Raw genomic sequence first — 17,259 nt, 5'->3', positions numbered from 1 at the left:
GTCCCGATAACAAGGGCGCGAGGCGCGAAACGAAAACGGCCAGGCGATGCCTGGCCGTTCCGGACGAAAATCCCACCGTCAGGACGTTACTTCGCCGCGGTCGGAAGCGGCGCCGGGTTATCCGACAGCGTGTTGAGATAGGCGATCACGTCGGCACGCTCGCTGTCCTTCGGAATACCGGCAAAGCCCATCGCGGTGCCCGGCACAAAGCCCTTGGGATTGGCGATGAACTGGTTGAGGTCGTCGATGGTCCAGGTGCCGCCCTTGGCCTTCATGGCGGCCGAGAAATTGAACCCGCGGCCCTCGCCCCTCTGGTCGCCGACAATGCCGTAGAGGTTCGGGCCGACGCGGTTGGGGCCGCCCTTCTCGAAGGTGTGGCAGGCCTGGCATTTCTTGGCGGACGCGGCCCCCTTGTCGACCGAGGCGCTCTGCAGCAGCGTCTCGATCGGGACCGACGGCGCGGGCGCGGCGGCCTGACCGCCGGCCGGGGCTTCTTCCTTCACGGCGATTTCGAAACCCGGCTTTTCCGGTAGCTTCGGGGTAAAGACGGCGCCAGCCGCGAAGCTCGTTGCCAAGACAACAAGACAGGTGCCAAGAACGGCGCCCAAAATTTTATTGAGTTCGAAGGAGTCCATTCGGATCAGGCTCCAGCCCTTTACAGGTCGACTTCAGGCCGACTGAACGGCCCCTCCCAGATTGGCACGCGGAATCAGGCTTTCGTACCGTTCCCGTACAGGAATTGAGATATCGGTTTGCCCGCGCTCTGGCAACCCGTATAAGCAGGCCCGCTTTCGCCCAATCTCATCATTTCCGGCTGGATATTGACCGGCCTTTCGAGCGCTGCCCGGATGACCGAAAACCGCACTCTGGTGCTCATTCCTGCCCGCATGGCGGCCACGCGACTGCCCGGCAAGCCGCTCATGGACATCGCGGGGTTGCCGATGATCGTGCATGTGCTGCGCCGGGCGGAGGCGGCGAAAATCGGCCGCGTCGCGGTCGCAACCGACACGCCGGAAATCGCGGCCGCGGTGCAAGCCCATGGCGGCGAGGCGGTGATGACCCGCGCCGACCACCCTTCCGGTTCGGACCGGATCCACGAGGCGCTGGGCCGGCTGGACCCCGACGGCCGCACCGAGATCGTGGTCAATCTGCAGGGCGACTTCCCGACCATCCGCGTCGATAACATCGCCGACGTGCTCGCTCCCCTCGCTGACCCTGCGGTCGATATCGCGACGCTGGCGGCGGAAATCCATACCGAGGAGGAGAGCACCAATCCGAACGTGGTCAAGGTGATCGGCTCACCCTTGAGCTCAAATCGGCTCCGGGCGCTGTATTTCACCCGCGCCACCGCACCCTATGGCGACGGGCCGCGCTACCATCACATCGGCCTTTACGCCTATCGCCGCGCCGCGCTGGAACGTTTCGTGGGGCTCAAACCCTCGACGTTGGAACAGCGGGAAAAGCTCGAACAGCTTCGGGCGCTGGAGGCCGGAATGCGGATCGACGTCACCGTGGTGGACACGGTTCCGCGCGGCGTCGACACCCCGGCCGATCTCGAAACCGCCCGGCGCATACTGGCGAAAACCTAGGCTGCTGGTACAAGGCGCGGTATGAGTAAAGCCATGAAAATCGCATTCCAGGGCGAGCCGGGCGCGAATTCCCATATCGCCGTCGTCGAAGCCTATCCCGGGGCCGAGCCGCTGCCCTGCGCGACCTTCGAGGACGCGCTGGCCGCGATCTCCTCGGGCGAAGCCGATCTCGGGATGATCCCGATCGAGAACTCGGTCGCCGGGCGCGTCGCCGACATCCATCACCTGCTGCCGGCTTCCGGTCTCTTCATCGTCGGCGAATGGTTCTTACCGGTGCATCATCAGTTGATGGCGCCGCGCGGAGCGAAGCTGTCCGACATCAAGACCGTCGAGAGCCATGTTCATGCGCTCGGGCAATGCCGCCGCATCATCCGCAAGCTCGGCATCAGGCCGATCGTGTCCGGCGACACCGCCGGAAGCGCGCGCATCGTGGCCGAACGCGGCGACAACAGCTGCGCCTCGCTGGCCTCACGGCTGGCCGCGGAAATCTATGGCCTCGATATCCTGGCCGAGGATGTCGAGGATGAAGCCCACAACACCACGCGCTTCGTGGTGCTGGCGCGCGAGCCGAAATGGGCCAGCCAAGGCTCGGGGCCGCTGGTCACCACCTTTGTCTTCCGGGTGCGCAATCTGCCCGCCGCGCTCTACAAGGCGATGGGCGGTTTCGCCACCAACGGCGTCAACATGACCAAGCTCGAAAGCTACATGGTCGACGGCAATTTCTTCGCCACGCAATTCTATGCCGATGTCGACGGCCATCCCGACGACAAGAATCTCGCCTTCGCGCTGGAGGAATTGAAATTCTTCTCGCGCGAATTCCGCATCGTCGGCGTCTATCCGGGCCACCCGTTCCGCGCCACCTTCAGCGAGCAGCGGGAGTAGCACATCGTCATTCCGGTTCGCGCGTCAGCGCGAACCCGAAATCCGGAGTTGACTGGCGCGAGATTCCGGGTTCGACGCTTTGCATCGTCCCGGAATGACGGCATAGGCGACGCCGCGACCTCACCTCAGCGAAGCCGGAATCTCGCGCACGGCGCCCCGCGCGGCGCTGGTGGTAAGCGCGGCATAGGCCTTCAGCGCCGTCGTCACATTGCGCTTGCGCGGCTTGGCCGGCTTCCATGCATCGGTGCCCTTGTGCTGCATCGCAGCGCGGCGGCGGGCAAGCTCTTCGTCGGAGACGACCAGCCTGATGGTGCGGGCGGGAATGTCGATCTCGATCCGATCCCCGGCCTCGACCAGGCCGATCGTGCCGCCCTCGGCGGCTTCGGGCGAGACGTGCCCGATCGACAGGCCCGACGACCCCCCGGAGAAACGGCCGTCGGTGACCAACGCGCAGGCTTTGCCGAGGCCCTTCGATTTCAGATAGCTGGTGGGGTAGAGCATTTCCTGCATGCCCGGGCCGCCACGCGGCCCCTCATAGCGGATCAGCACGATATCACCCGGCTGGATCTTGCCGGTCAGGATGGCGGTGACCGAATCGTCCTGGCTCTCGAACAGTTTCACCGGCCCTGCGAATTTCAGGATGCTGGAATCGACGCCCGCGGTCTTCACGATGCAGCCGTCCTCGGCCAGATTGCCGTAGAGAACCGCAAGCCCGCCGTCCTTGGAGAACGCGTGCTCGACATCGCGGATCGCGCCGCCGGCGCGGTCTTCGTCCAGCTCTTCAAAGCGCGAGGCCTGGCTAAATGCGACCTGGGTCGGAACGCCGCCCGGCGCCGCGCGGAAGAATTCGCGCACCGACGCGCCGGCGCCGCGCTTGATGTCGTTGCGATCGAGCGCCGCGGCCAGCGTCACCGCATGTATCATCGGCGTTTCGCGGTTGAGCAATCCGGCGCGGTCGAGTTCGCCCAGGATGCCCATGATGCCGCCCGCGCGATGCACGTCTTCGACGTGAACGTCGGGCACCGACGGGGCGACCTTGCACAGAACCGGGACGCGGCGCGACAGCCGGTCGATGTCGCTCATGGTGAAATCGACGCCGCCCTCATAGGCGGCAGCGAGCAGATGCAGCACGGTATTGGTCGAGCCGCCCATCGCGATATCGAGCGTCATCGCGTTTTCGAAGGCGCCGAAATTGGCGATGGCGCGCGGCAGCACGCTTGCGTCGTCCTGCTCGTAATAGCGGCGCGCCAGATCAACCACGAGGTGCCCCGCCTCGACGAACAGCCGCTTGCGGTCGGCATGCGTCGCGACGATCGTGCCGTTGCCGGGCAGCGCGAGTCCGAGCGCTTCGGTCAGGCAATTCATCGAATTGGCGGTGAACATGCCGGAGCAGGAGCCGCAGGTCGGGCAGGACGACCGCTCGATCACCGCGACGTCGGCGTCGGAAACCGCCGCATCGGCGGCCGCCACCATCGCGTCGATCAGGTCGACCTTCCTGACCTTGCCGGCGACCGTGACCTTGCCGGCCTCCATCGGGCCGCCGGAGACGAACACCGCCGGGATATTGAGGCGGAGCGCCGCCATCAGCATGCCCGGCGTGATCTTGTCGCAATTGGAGATGCAGACCAGCGCATCGGCGCAATGGGCGTTGACCATGTATTCGACGCTGTCGGCGATGATCTCGCGGCTGGGCAACGAATACAGCATGCCGTCATGGCCCATCGCGATGCCGTCGTCGACCGCGATGGTGTTGAACTCCTTGGCGACGCCGCCTGCCTTCTCGACTTCGCCCGCGACCAGCTGGCCGAGATCCTTGAGATGAACGTGGCCGGGCACGAATTGCGTGAAGCTGTTGGCGATTGCGATGATCGGCTTGCCGAAATCGCCGTCCTTCATGCCGGTCGCGCGCCAGAGGCCGCGAGCGCCCGCCATGTTGCGGCCGTGGGTGGAGGTGCGCGAGCGATAGGCGGGCATGGGACTGGACCTTGATAGTTGGGCGGCACGCTTGCCGCGAAAGGGGGGCTCTTTTCGCAAATCGCGGCGGGCGCAGCAACCTCGGCGAGCGCCTTTCCGAGGATCTAAGCCGCCGCCTGCTTTCCCAGCCCGAATGCTTCCGCCAGCAGGCTGTAGGATTTCTTGCGCGCTTCGTGGTTGTAGACCGCGGTGATGACCATCAGTTCGTCCGCCTCGCTCGCCGCAATCATCGGTTCCAGCTTCGCCGTCACGGTGGCCGGACTGCCGACGAATAGCCGCGAGCGGTTGCGCGCGATCGCGGTGCGCTCGGCGTCGGTGTAGGGATAGGCCAGCGCCTCCTCGACGCTTGCCAGCGGCGAATATTCGCCGCGATCGCGGCGAAGCCGGTTGAGATCCATCGAGGACGCCAGCCGCTCGGCTTCCGCATCGGTTTCGGCGGCGACCACGGCGACGGCGAGGATCGCATAGGGCGTCGAACGCCAGCCCGACGGCTTGAAGTGCCGGCGATAATTGGTCAGCGCCGTGATCGCATCAAACGACGCGAAATGATGCGCGAACGCAAAACCCATCCCGACCTGTGCGGCCAGTTCCGAACTGTAATCGCTGGAACCAAGCAGCCAGATCGGCGGCAGCGGCACGTCGTCGGGCATCGCCACCACCTTGTTATAGGGATGGTTGGCGGGAAAATCGCGGGTTTCCCACAAGGTCAATTCATGCAGCCGCTCGAGAAAGTCGTCGCCTTCGCGGCGATCGAGCCGGCTGCGCAGCGCATGGGCCGTGGCGCCGTCGGTGCCCGGCGCGCGGCCGATGCCGAGATCGATCCGGCCCGGAAACAGCGCCTCCAGCATCTTGAAGCGCTCGGCCACCACCAGCGGCGCATGGTTCGGCAGCATCACGCCGCCGGAGCCGACCCGGATGTGGCTGGTTACCGCCGCGATCTGCCCAATCATCAGGTCGGGCGCGGGGCTCGCCACGGAGGCGAGGTTATGGTGTTCGGCCAGCCAATAACGGGTGTAGCCGAGCCGGTCGACATGGCGCGCCAGATCGATGCTGTTGCGCAGCGCCGTGGCGGGCTTGGTGCCGGTGGTGACGACGGAAAGATCGAGGACGGAGAGCGGGGTCATGGCTTCAACCTAATGTGCCCCGGCCGTTCCACAAAGAGTGCGATCGCGCAGATCAGACGCACGGCGAACGCTCAGGGAATCGTTGTCGGAACGCTTTCATTGGGATGAATGTATTGTGAAATCCAATATCATCATCCTGCCCACCGAGCGGGACGGACATTTTTAATGCCTGTATAGCATTTATCATAAAAATACCTATGTTTTTGGATTGGTCTCCTAAACTCATCTTGCCCACTAATCTTTAATTTGCGCCTTAAATCGAAATCTTATTGCATAAATTGGGCAATTTCCCATCCCCGATGGGCTGTTTGATTCGCCCGATCTGGCTTAGTTTGTGCGGGTGCTGCTGAAATCCAATTCCCGGACCGGCAAGGGAAGCTTCAAGGGAGCTTGTGGGACCATGACCGAGACGACGCCTTCCGCGCCCAATGCGCCCCACACGCCCGCGATCTCGTTTGAGTTCTTTCCGCCGAAAACCGACGAGATGGAGCGCAGCCTGTGGGAGACCATCAGCCGGCTGGCGCCGCTCGCCCCCAAATTCGTTTCGGTGACCTATGGCGCCGGCGGCTCGACCCGCGAGCGCACCCATTCCACCATCACCCGGATCCTGGCCGAGACCAGCCTGACCCCGGCCGCCCACCTCACCTGCGTCGATGCGCCCCGCGCCGACGTCGATGACGTGGTGGCGCGCTATCACGAGGCCGGCGTCCGCCATATCGTCGCGCTGCGCGGCGATCCCACCAGCGGCATCGGCGGCGTCTACGCCCCGCATCCGCAAGGCTACAAGAGCTCGGCCGATCTGGTCGCCTCGATCAAGCGCCGCCATGGCGATATCGAGGTGACGGTGTCGGCCTATCCGGAGAAGCACCCCGAAAGTGCCAGCTTCGAGGCCGATCTCGACATGCTCAAGGCCAAGGTCGATGCCGGCGCGACGCGCGCGATCACGCAATTCTTCTTCGATAACGACCTGTATTTCCGCTACCTCGACCGGGTCCGCGCCCGCGGCATCGAAATTCCGATCGTGCCGGGCATCCTGCCGGTGCAGAATTTCAAGCAGACCGCGAATTTCGCCAAGCGCGCCGGCGCCAGCATGCCGGCTTGGCTGGCCAGCAAGTTCGACGGCCTCGACGACGACCCCGAGACCCGCAGGCTGGTGGCGGCGGCGGTTGCCGCCGGCCAGGTGCAGAAACTCGCCAAGCACGGCGTCGATACCTTTCATTTCTACACCATGAACCGCGCGGACCTCGTGTTCGCCATCAGCCATCTGCTCGGCATCCGCCCGCAGGGCGCACAGAAAGCCGCCTGATCGATGACCACACCCGTTTCGCTCAAGCGTACCGCCCTGCTCGCCGCTGCCCGCGAGCGCATCCTGGTGCTCGACGGCGCCATGGGCACCATGATCCAGGGGCTGCAATTCGACGAGGCAGCGTTTCGCGGCGAGCGCTTCAAGGACTTTCATCGCGACGTCAGGGGCAACAACGATCTGCTGATCCTGACCCAGCCGCAAGCGATCGAGAACATCCACGCCGCTTATCTGCGCGCCGGCGCCGACATCGTCGCCACCAACACCTTCTCCTCGACCTCGATCGCGCAGGCCGACTACGACATGTCGGACCTCGCCTATGAACTCAATCGCGAAGGCGCGAGGCTCGCCCGCAACGCCGCCGAGCGCGTCGCCGCCGAGGATGGCAAACCGCGCTTCGTCGTCGGCGCGATCGGACCGACCAACCGCACCGCCTCGATCTCGCCAGACGTGGCCAACCCCGGCTACCGCGCCGTCACCTTCGACGACCTGCGCAAGGCCTATGGCGAGCAGATCAACGGACTCCTGGACGGCGGCGCCGACCTGTTGCTGGTCGAAACCATCTTCGACACGCTGAACGCCAAGGCGGCGCTCTACGCCATCGCCGAAATCGCGGAAGCGCGCGGCATCGATGTGCCCGTGATGATTTCCGGCACCATCACCGACAAATCCGGCCGACTGCTCTCGGGTCAATTGCCCGAGGCGTTCTGGAATTCGGTGCGGCATGCCAAGCCGATCACCATCGGCTTCAACTGTGCGCTCGGCGCGGAGGATTTGCGCGCCCATATCGCCGATATCGGCCGCGTCGCCGATACGCTGGTCTGCGCCTATCCGAATGCCGGCCTGCCCAACGAATTCGGCCAGTACGACGAGAGCCCGGAATATATGGCGCGGCTGATCGGCGAGTTCGCCAGTGCCGGTCTTGTCAACATCGTCGGCGGCTGCTGCGGCACCACGCCCGACCATATCGCGGCGATCGCGGCTGCCGTCGCGCCGCACCGGCCGCGCACGATCCCCGCGATCGAGCCGCGGCTGCGGCTGTCGGGCCTCGAACCCTTTGCGCTGACGGCGGACATTCCCTTCGTCAATGTCGGCGAGCGCACCAACGTCACCGGCTCGGCCAAATTCCGCAAGCTGATCACCGCGGGCGATTACACCGCGGCGCTCCAGGTGGCGCGCGACCAGGTCGAGAACGGCGCCCAGATCATCGACGTCAACATGGACGAGGGACTTCTGGACTCGGAAGCGGCGATGGTGACGTTCCTCAATTTGATCGCCGCCGAGCCGGATATCGCCCGCGTTCCGGTGATGGTCGACTCCTCGAAATTCGTCGTGATCGAAGCCGGGTTGAAATGCATCCAGGGCAAGCCGGTCGTCAATTCGATCTCGATGAAGGAAGGCGAGGAGAAATTCATCAACGAAGCCCGGATCGCGCGCCGTCACGGCGCCGCCGTGGTGGTGATGGCGTTCGACGAAGCCGGCCAGGCCGATACGTTCGCCCGCAAGACCGATATCTGCAAGCGCGCCTACGATATCCTGGTCAACCGGCTCGACTTCCCGCCCGAGGACATCATCTTCGACCCGAACATCTTCGCGATCGCGACCGGCATCGAGGAACACAACAATTACGGCGTCGATTTCATCGAGGCGACGCGCTGGATCCGCCAGAACCTGCCGCACGCGCATATTTCCGGCGGCGTCTCCAACCTCTCGTTTTCGTTCCGCGGCAATGAGCCGGTGCGCGAGGCGATGCATTCGGTGTTCCTGTATCACGCCATCAAGGCCGGCATGGACATGGGCATCGTCAATGCCGGGCAGATGATCGTCTATGACGACATCGATCCCGAGCTGCGCCAAACGTGCGAGGACGTCATCCTCAACCGCGATCCGGGCGCGTCCGAGCGCCTGCTGGCGCTGGCGGAAAAATTCCGCGGCAAGGAGAGGCAGGCCAGGGAACAGGATCTCGCCTGGCGCGAATGGCCGGTCGACAAGCGGCTGTCCCATGCGCTGGTACACGGCATCACCGAATATATCGACGCCGACACCGAGGAGGCGCGCAAGCTCTCGACACGTCCGCTCGACGTGATCGAGGGACCGCTGATGGCCGGCATGAACGTGGTCGGCGACCTCTTCGGCGACGGCAAGATGTTCCTGCCGCAGGTGGTGAAATCGGCGCGGGTGATGAAGCAGGCGGTGGCCTATCTGATGCCGTTCATGGAAGAGGAGAAGGCGCGCAACCTCGCCAACGGCGTGGCCGGCGACGGCCGCAGCTCCGCCGGCAGGATCGTGCTCGCCACCGTCAAGGGCGACGTGCATGACATCGGCAAGAACATCGTCGGCATCGTGCTGCAATGTAACAATTTCGAGGTGATCGACCTCGGCGTCATGGTGCCGGCGGCCAAGATCATCGAAACCGCGAAGCGTGAGGGCGCCGATATCATCGGGCTTTCCGGCCTGATCACGCCCTCGCTCGACGAGATGAGCTTCCTGGCCGGCGAGTTGCAGCGCGAAGGCATGAACGTGCCGCTTCTGATCGGCGGCGCCACCACCAGCCGCGTCCATACGGCCGTGAAGATCGACCCGAACTACCGCAACGGCCCGGTGGTGCATGTCAACGACGCCAGCCGCGCCGTCGGTGTCGCCTCCTCGCTGCTGTCGCCCGACCGGCGCGATGCCTATGCCGCCGACATCCGCGCCGACTACGCCAAGATCTCCGCGGCGCATTTCCGCGCCCAGGCCGACAAGAAGCGGCTGAAACTGACCGATGCCCGCGCCAACGCGCCAAAACTCGATTTTACCAAGACGCCGCCTAAGAAGCCCGCCTTCCTCGGCATCAAGACCTTCAGGGAATACGACCTCGCCGAACTGGCCGACTACATCGACTGGACGCCGTTCTTCCAGACCTGGGAACTGACCGGGCGCTTTCCGGCCATTCTCGACGATCCCAAGATCGGCGACGTCGCGCGCTCGCTCTATGACGACGCCCGCAAGATGCTGGACCGCATCGTCAAGGAAAAATGGTTCAAGGCGCAGGCGACGATCGGCTTCTGGCCCGCCAATGCCGAAGGCGACGACATCGCCGTCTATGCCGATGACACGCGGAAACAAAAGATCGCGACCTTGCACACGCTGCGCCAGCAGCTGGAGAAGCGCGAGGGCCGCTTCAACGCCGCGCTGTCGGATTTCATCGCGCCCGCCACGTCCGGCATGCCGGATTATATCGGCGCCTTCGTGGTCACCGCCGGGATCGGCGAGGACATCATCGCCGACCGCTTCAAGAACGCCAATGACGATTACTCCTCGATCCTGTGCAAGGCGCTGGCGGATCGCCTCGCCGAGGCCTTCGCCGAGCGGATGCATGCGCGGGTACGCCGCGAATTCTGGGGCTACGCGCCGGATGAGGCGCTCACGCCCGGGCAACTGATCCTGGAAGAATATCAGGGCATCCGCCCCGCGCCCGGCTATCCCGCGCAGCCCGACCACACCGAAAAGGCGACGCTGTTCGCGCTGCTCGACGCCGAGAACACCGCCGGTGTGAAACTGACCGAAAGCTATGCGATGTGGCCGGGCTCCTCGGTCTCCGGGCTCTATTTCAGCCATCCCGACAGCTATTATTTCGGCGTCGGCAAGATCGAGCGCGACCAGGTCGAGGATTACGCCGCGCGCAAGGGCATGAGCGTCGCCGAGACCGAACGCTGGCTGGCGCCGGTCTTGAACTATATCCCCGCGCAGGATCAATCGGCCCAGGATCGCGCGGTGAGAGAGGCGATGCCGACACTGGCGCCAACAACGACTCCGCCCGCCAACGACGTTGCAGGCAAGGAATTATCCTCGCATCCGCCGGGCTGCAACTGCGCGGTGCATCTGGCCTATCGCAAGAAGGCGGCAAGGGCGGGCTGATACCAGATCTCGTCAACCGTTGATACCGAATCTCCTCAACCGTCATGGCCGGGCTTGTCCCGGCCATCCACGTCTTGCAATATCTCCGCATGACAGGCGGGTACGTTTACATTCTGACAAATCGTCCGAACGGCACTCTCTACGTAGGCGTGACAAATGACCTCGTCCGCCGCGTATTCGAGCATCGTTCCGGCTTCGTCGAAGGCTTCACCCGACGATATGGATTGAAGCGACTCGTTTATTTCGAGAGATTTGAGAACATTCGGGATGCAATCCAGCGCGAGCACAATATCAAGCATTGGTCCCGCGCTTGGAAGGTCCGTTTGATCGTCGCGACAAATCCAGATTGGGACGATCTTTACGATGCTTGCACAAAGTGACGACGTGGATGGCCGGGACAAGCCCGGCCATGACGGGCCTTTGTACATTTAAAACAGCCGAAAGACACACTTCCACATTCCCGCGGCGCGACGCGCCCGGATTCTGCATCGACATCGCCCCTCAAAAACGAGGGCGCAGGGAATGCCGGACGCTCGACGCGTCCGCAGCCGCGTGTGTAGTGGTAGAAAGCACACGCGTTAGTCACCACGGTCACGCCGGAAACGTCCGGCATTCCCCGCGCAATGGTTTTAACGGTTTCCTTCGCGCTCTCCCCGGTGACCGGGCTTTCTTGCCACCGTCGCCAGCGGATCACTCCGCCGACTTGACGCCAGCGTCGGGGCGTCAGGACCACACGACTTCGCCGTCCGCGTCCGCGCGCTTCGTCTTGCGCGCCGCCGCGTCCATCGCATTCCGTGCCCAACGTCCGTGACGATCGCGAAACGCCCCTCGTTCGGGACGGAATGGAATGGCTATGCGGGTGATTTTAGCGGACGGTGAAGCGAAAAATTTTGCATGGGCGCACTGGACAGGAGGGAATCATACCGGCCAGTCGGGAGCGTCTTCGCCACATTTTCAACTCGTCATTGCCGGGCTTGACCCGGCGATCCATCTTTCACGAAGATTCTTGTGAAGCTGGATGCCCGGATCAGGTCCGGGCATGACAACTCCTGCACGCGGCAACAGCGGCAACTATCCCTCCCCCTCATCGCTCGCCAACACGCCCCTCACCGCGCGCGCCCAGCCCGCCAGCTTCCGCTCGCGCGTGGCCTGGCTCATGTTGGGCTTGAAGCGGTGTTCGAGCCGCCAGTTGTCGGCAAACTTTGACGGTTCGGGATAGATGCCGGCACTCAACCCCGCGAGATAGGCGGCCCCTAACGCGGTGGTTTCCTGGATCGTCGGGCGGTCGACCGGCGCGTCGAGCAGATCCGCGAGGCGCTGCAAGGTCCAGTCCGACGCCGTCATGCCGCCGTCGACGCGCAGCACAACGTTGGCGGCGTCGGCCTCCGGCCAGTCGGCGCGCATCGCGGCCCACAGATCGAAGGTCTGGTAGCAGACGCTTTCCAGCGCGGCATACGCCAGTTCGGCCGGGCCGGTGTTGCGCGTCAACCCGAACAGCGCGCCGCGCACGCGGGGATTCCAGTAGGGCGCGCCCAAACCGACGAAGGCCGGCACCAGATAGACGCTTTGGCTGGAATCGGATTGCTCGGCGAGCGGGCCGGTCTCGGAGGCCTGCCCGATGACGCCGAGGCCGTCGCGCAGCCATTGCACCGCGGAGCCGGCGACGAAGATCGAGCCTTCCAGCGCGTAGGTGCGCTGGCCGTTCAGCTGATAGGCGATGGTGGTGAGCAGCTTGTTGTTCGAGACGACCGGCGTCGCGCCGGTGTTGAGCAGCGCAAAGCAGCCGGTGCCGTAGGTCGATTTGATCATGCCGGGCGTAAAGCAGGCCTGGCCGATGGTGGCCGCCTGCTGGTCGCCGGCGATGCCTGATATCGCGATGGCGCCGCCGAACAATTCGGGCACGCTGTCACCGAAATGGTGCGAGGAATCCTTGACCTCCGGCAGCATCGAGCGCGGCACCCGCAGGATGTCCAGCAGTTCATCGTCCCACGCCCCGGTGTGGATGTCGAACAGCAGGGTGCGCGAGGCGTTGGTGGCGTCGGTCGCATGCACCTTGCCGCCGGTGAGCCGCCACAACAGGTAGCAATCGACGGTGCCGAACAGAAGTTCGCCGCGCTCCGCGCGCGCCCGTGCGCCGGGCACATGATCGAGGATCCAGGCGACTTTGGTGCCGGAGAAATACGGATCGACGATCAGACCGGTCCTGGCCGAGATGATCGGCTCGTGGCCTTCGCTCTTCAGTCTCGCACAGAGATCGGCGGTGCGGCGGTCCTGCCAGACGATGGCGCGATGTACGGCCTGGCCGGTGGCGCGGTCCCAGACCATTGCGGTCTCGCGCTGGTTGGTGATGCCGATCGCGGCGATATCCCTGGCGGTGAGGTTCGCCTGGTTCAGCGCCTCGCGGCAGGTCGCGAGCGTCGAGGTCCAGATGTCCTCCGGCTCGTGCTCGACCCAGCCGGAGGCCGGAAAATGCTGCGGCAATTCCGCCTGCGCCGACGCGGCGATCGAGATGTCGGAGCGGAACACGATGGCGCGCGAGGACGTGGTGCCCTGATCGATGGCCAGCACGAAAGACATGGTGTTGGTTCTCTGGCGTTGTTCCTGGCGTTGCGTCCCACGATGTTGGTTGCGCAAGGCAACCGGATCAGGAGGTGAAGGTCAAGTCGGCAGTGCTCGTCCCTGCGAAAGCAGGGCCCCATAGCCACGGACGTTCATGCTGCGAAGAACGTCGACCACATCGCTTCAACCGGGAGCACAACGCGGTATGGGTCCCGGCTCAAGGCCGGGACGACATGTGGATCAATTGCGGCAGGAAACTCACGCCGACGCGGTGGTCACGCCGCCGTCGACCACGATGGTCTGGCCGGTCATGAAGGTCGAGGCGTCGGAGGCGAGATAGGCCACCGCGCCGGCGATCTCGTCGGGCTCGCCGATCCGCCGCAAGGGCGTGGTGGCGCAGCGCTGCTTCAAGCGCTCCTCGTCCTCCCACAGCGCGCGGGCGAAATCGGTCTTGACCAGGCCCGGCGCCACGCAATTGACGCGCACGCCCTTCGGGCCCCACTCGCCGGCGAGGCTGCGGCACAGCGAGAAATCCGCCGCCTTGGAAATCCCGTAGGCGCCGATCACCGTCGAACCGCGAAGGCCGCCGATCGAGGAGATGATGACGACCGAACCGCCGCCGCGCGCGGCCATCTGCGGGATCGCCAGCGAGCACAGCCAGATGTTGCTCTTGACGTTCGAGCCCATGATCTTGTCGAAGGCTTCGTCCGTGATGTCGAGCAGCGGGCCGTAATAGGGATTGACCGCGGCGTTGCAGACCAGGATGTCGACCTTGCCGTAATGCTTGGTCGCGCCCGCGATCAGCGCCTCGACCTCGGCGCGGCGCGAGATGTTGCAGGCGATGACATGGGCGTCGCCGCCGGCCTTGGTGATGCCGTCGGCGACTTCCTGGCAGGCATCGGCCTTGCGGCTGGAGATCACGACTTTCGCGCCGAGCTTTGCCAGCAGCTCGGCGGAGGATCGGCCGATGCCGCGGCTGGAGCCGGTGACGACGGCGACTTTGCCGGTAAGATCGAACGGGGTGTTTTTCATTTTTCTCTCCCTGATTCCTGTCCTGCCCCTGCAATCACTCGTCATGCGCGGGCTTGACCCGCGCATCTATCTTTTCAAAAATGATGGATTGCCGGGTCAAGCCCGGCAATGACAAGAAGTGTATGGCTGCACACGTTTCCAAGCTGGCTCTCTGTTTCGTCATTCCGGGATGGTCCGAAGGACCAGACCTCCGATGCGCAATTGCGCATCGGGGAACTTCGAGATTCTCCGACGTGAAATTGCACATCGTCGTTCGATGCTTCGCATCACCCCGGAATGACGGGACTACACCAGCCCGCCCTGGTCGGTGACGCGGCGCAGATGGTAGTCGGTATCGCCAAAGGTGTTCTCGATCATGGTCAGCCGCTTGAAGTAATGGCCGATCTTGGCCTCCATGGTCATGCCGATGCCGCCGTGAAGCTGGATCGACTGCTGGCCGACGAATTTCAGCGACTTGCCGACCTGCACCTTGGCGGCCGCGATCGCGGTAGCGCGCTCTTTGGCGTCGTCGAACTCGGAGGCCATGGTGGCGAACATCGACATGCTGCGGGCCTGTTCGAGCGCGACGAACATGTCGGCGGCGCGGTGCTGCAGGGTCTGGAAGCTGCCGATCGGCACCCCGAACTGCTTGCGGGTTTTCAGATATTCCACCGTCGTCTTCAGCGATTCATCCATCGCGCCGACGGCCTCGGCGCAGAGCGCGGTGCGGGCTTCGTCGACAACCCGCTCGATCAGGGCGAGGCCATTTTCGGGATCGCCGATCACGGCGTCAGCGCCGACCTCGACGCCGGTAAAGGTGATATCGGCGGCGTGCAGGCCGTCCTGGGTCGGATAGGCTTTTTTCGCGATGCCCTTGGCGTTGCCGGGCACCAGAAATACGCCGATGCCGCTCCTGTCGCGCTGGCCGCCCGCGGTTCGCGCGGTCACGATCAGCGTGTCGGCGTTCTCGCCGTTGAGCACGACGAATTTCTCGCCGTCGATGATCCAGCCCGCCCCCTTCTTCTTGGCCGTGGTCGCGACGTCGAACAGATCGTAGCGTGAATTCTTCTCGAGCTGCGCGAAGGCGAAGGTCTTGCTGCCGTCGATGATGCCGGAAATATGCGCGGCCTTCTGCCCGGCCGAGCCGCCGTGGCGCAGGAAGCCGCCGCCGATCACCACCGTCGCGAGATAAGGCTCCAGCACCAGCGCCTTGCCCAGCGCCTCCATCACGATCATGGTCTCGACGCCGCCGGCGCCGAAGCCGCCGTCGGATTCCGTAAACGGCAGGCCGAGCAGACCCTGCTCGGCCAGCTTGCTCCAGACGGCTTTGCTCCAGCCGCCCTTCTCCGCCATGTATTTCTTGCGCTGCTCGAAATCGTAGGCATCGGTCAACAGACCATCGACGCTTTCCTTGAGCAGCCGCTGCTCCTCGGACAGATCAAAATCCATTTTTGTTTCCTCAATATTCCGAGGCGCTTTCCCCGGTCCGGACCAACCAGTTTGTCATTCCGGGGCACGCGCAAGCGTGAACCCGGAATCCATGTTTGCTACGACTGCGTCATTCCGGGTTCATCGCTACGCGATGCCCCGGAATGACGATCACAACCCCAGCACCGCCTTGGTGATGATGTTGCGCTGGATCTCGTTGGAGCCGCCGTAGATCGAGACCTTGCGGTTGTTGAAATAGCTCGGCGCGATCTGCGCGGTCCAATCCATCGCCTCGTTGGAGCCGTCGTCGCCATGCTCGTCATAGGGCGCGGCGAACGGGCCAATCACTTCCATCAGCAGTTCGGTGGTGGCCTGCTGGATTTCCGAGCCCTTGATCTTCAGCACCGAGGACGCCGGGTTGGGCTTGCCCTTGCCGTGCTTGCCTTCGTCGGCGACGACGCGCAGTTGCGTCAACTCCAGCGCCTTCAATTCGATCTCGACCGCGGCGAGCCGCTCGCGGAAACCCTGGTCCTGCAGCACCGGCTTGCCGCCGGACTCGACCTTGGAGGCAAGTTCCCGAATGCGGCGAATCCGCTCCTTGGAAACGCCGACGCGGGCGATGCCGGTGCGCTCATTGCCGAGCAGGAATTTGGCGTAATCCCAGCCCTTGTTCTCTTCGCCGATCAGATTCTCAACCGGCACCTCGACATCGTCGAAGAATACTTCGTTGACCTCGTGGCCGCCGTCGATGGTCTGGATCGGGCGCACCGTGACGCCTTTCGACTTCATGCTGAACACGATGAAGGAGATGCCCATCTGCTTCTTGGCGGCGGGATCGGTGCGGCACAGGCAGAAGATCATGTCGGCATATTGCGCCAGCGTGGTCCAGGTCTTCTGGCCGTTGATGATGTATTTGTCGCCCTTGCGCTCGGCCTTGGTCTTGAGCGAGGCGAGGTCGGAGCCGGAGCCGGGCTCCGAAAAGCCCTGGCACCACCAGTCGTCGACACTGGCGATGCGCGGCAGATACTGCTTCTTCTGCGCCTCGTTGCCGAATGTGTAGATCACCGGGCCGACCATGCTGACGCCGAAGGCCAGCGGCTGCGGCGCCGGATGGGCTTGCAGTTCCTCGTTGAAGATGTAGTGCTGGACGCTGCTCCAGCCGGTGCCGCCATATTCCTTCGGCCAGTGCGAGACGCCCCAGCCCTTCTTGTTCAGGATCCGCCACCAGGTCACCATCTCGTCCTTGGAGAGATGCCGGCCCTCGACCATCTTGCGCCGGGTCTCCGGCGGCACGTTGTCACGGAAGAACGCCCGCACTTCCTCGCGAAACGCCACCTCTTCCTTGCTGAAGCTGAGATCCATCGGATCCTCCTGTGAGCGAATTTCAGATCAAACGATATATCCACAGCGCAAGCGCGCTCCCTCTCCTTTTGGGAGAGGGCTGGGCTGAGAGGTTACGGTCTAACGAGGAAACGTAAGCCCTCACCCG

At 64.1% G+C, this 17,259-nt stretch carries 12 protein-coding genes; 5 read left to right on the top strand and 7 right to left on the bottom strand.

Translation table 11 applies throughout. The annotated features are described in order from the left end of the window. Window positions 1-86 precede the first annotated feature (86 nt). The gene (locus tag HB630_RS16765) at window positions 87-635 is read right to left on the bottom strand and encodes a cytochrome c family protein (RefSeq protein WP_213773382.1); all 549 of its coding nucleotides are present in this window, start codon (window positions 633-635) and stop codon (window positions 87-89) included. A gap of 213 nt (window positions 636-848) precedes the next feature. Between HB630_RS16765 and HB630_RS16760 the strand changes: the two genes are divergently transcribed. Continuing rightward, complete coding sequence (locus HB630_RS16760; RefSeq protein ID WP_213773381.1) at window positions 849-1,589, top strand: 3-deoxy-manno-octulosonate cytidylyltransferase; 741 nt, start codon at window positions 849-851, stop codon at window positions 1,587-1,589. Window positions 1,590-1,610: 21 nt separating this feature from the next. Continuing rightward, window positions 1,611-2,471, top strand: a complete 861-nt coding sequence (locus tag HB630_RS16755) for a prephenate dehydratase (RefSeq protein ID WP_213773380.1) — start codon at window positions 1,611-1,613, stop codon at window positions 2,469-2,471. 120 nt (window positions 2,472-2,591) lie between these two features. Here HB630_RS16755 and ilvD read toward each other — a convergent pair whose 3' ends face one another. After that, a complete protein-coding gene (gene ilvD, locus HB630_RS16750; RefSeq protein WP_213773379.1) occupies window positions 2,592-4,445 on the bottom strand; it encodes a dihydroxy-acid dehydratase in 1,854 nt (617 codons plus the stop codon). A 104-nt stretch (window positions 4,446-4,549) separates the two neighbouring features. After that, on the bottom strand, window positions 4,550-5,569 hold the full coding sequence (locus tag HB630_RS16745; protein ID WP_213773378.1) for an LLM class flavin-dependent oxidoreductase: 1,020 nt from the start codon (window positions 5,567-5,569) through the stop codon (window positions 4,550-4,552). Between the two features lie 400 nt (window positions 5,570-5,969). On the opposite strand from HB630_RS16745, the gene metF reads away from it, so the two are divergent. From metF to HB630_RS16730, 3 genes are read left to right on the top strand one after another with little or no spacing between them, the layout of a single operon-like run. After that, a complete protein-coding gene (gene metF, locus HB630_RS16740) occupies window positions 5,970-6,875 on the top strand; it encodes a methylenetetrahydrofolate reductase [NAD(P)H] (protein WP_213773377.1) in 906 nt (301 codons plus the stop codon). 3 nt (window positions 6,876-6,878) lie between these two features. Beyond that, window positions 6,879-10,772, top strand: a complete 3,894-nt coding sequence (metH, locus tag HB630_RS16735) for a methionine synthase (protein WP_213773376.1) — start codon at window positions 6,879-6,881, stop codon at window positions 10,770-10,772. 44 nt (window positions 10,773-10,816) lie between these two features. After that, window positions 10,817-11,152, top strand: a complete 336-nt coding sequence (locus tag HB630_RS16730) for a GIY-YIG nuclease family protein (protein ID WP_213773375.1) — start codon at window positions 10,817-10,819, stop codon at window positions 11,150-11,152. A gap of 691 nt (window positions 11,153-11,843) precedes the next feature. Here HB630_RS16730 and glpK read toward each other — a convergent pair. The 4 genes from glpK to pimC form a co-directional block, all read right to left on the bottom strand. Then, window positions 11,844-13,349: a glycerol kinase GlpK gene (gene glpK, locus HB630_RS16725; RefSeq protein WP_213773374.1), complete on the bottom strand. Its 1,506-nt coding sequence runs from the start codon at window positions 13,347-13,349 to the stop codon at window positions 11,844-11,846. A 240-nt stretch (window positions 13,350-13,589) separates the two neighbouring features. After that, window positions 13,590-14,363 carry an SDR family oxidoreductase gene (locus HB630_RS16720; RefSeq protein ID WP_213773373.1) on the bottom strand — a complete coding sequence of 258 codons (774 nt, stop codon included), beginning with the start codon at window positions 14,361-14,363 and terminating at the stop codon, window positions 13,590-13,592. A 285-nt stretch (window positions 14,364-14,648) separates the two neighbouring features. Continuing rightward, entirely contained in the window at window positions 14,649-15,791 is a 1,143-nt protein-coding gene (pimD, locus tag HB630_RS16715) for a pimeloyl-CoA dehydrogenase small subunit (RefSeq protein WP_213773372.1), read from the bottom strand. 150 nt (window positions 15,792-15,941) lie between these two features. Then, window positions 15,942-17,132 (bottom strand): pimeloyl-CoA dehydrogenase large subunit, encoded by a 1,191-nt coding sequence (gene pimC, locus HB630_RS16710; protein ID WP_213773371.1) that lies wholly within the window; start codon window positions 17,130-17,132, stop codon window positions 15,942-15,944. Window positions 17,133-17,259 lie beyond the last annotated feature (127 nt).

Source organism: Bradyrhizobium sp. dw_78, from assembly GCF_018449525.1.
Taxonomy (GTDB): domain Bacteria; phylum Pseudomonadota; class Alphaproteobacteria; order Rhizobiales; family Xanthobacteraceae; genus Bradyrhizobium.
The sequence above is the reverse complement of the archived record's forward strand: the minus strand, read 5'-3'. Positions and strand labels throughout refer to the sequence as shown.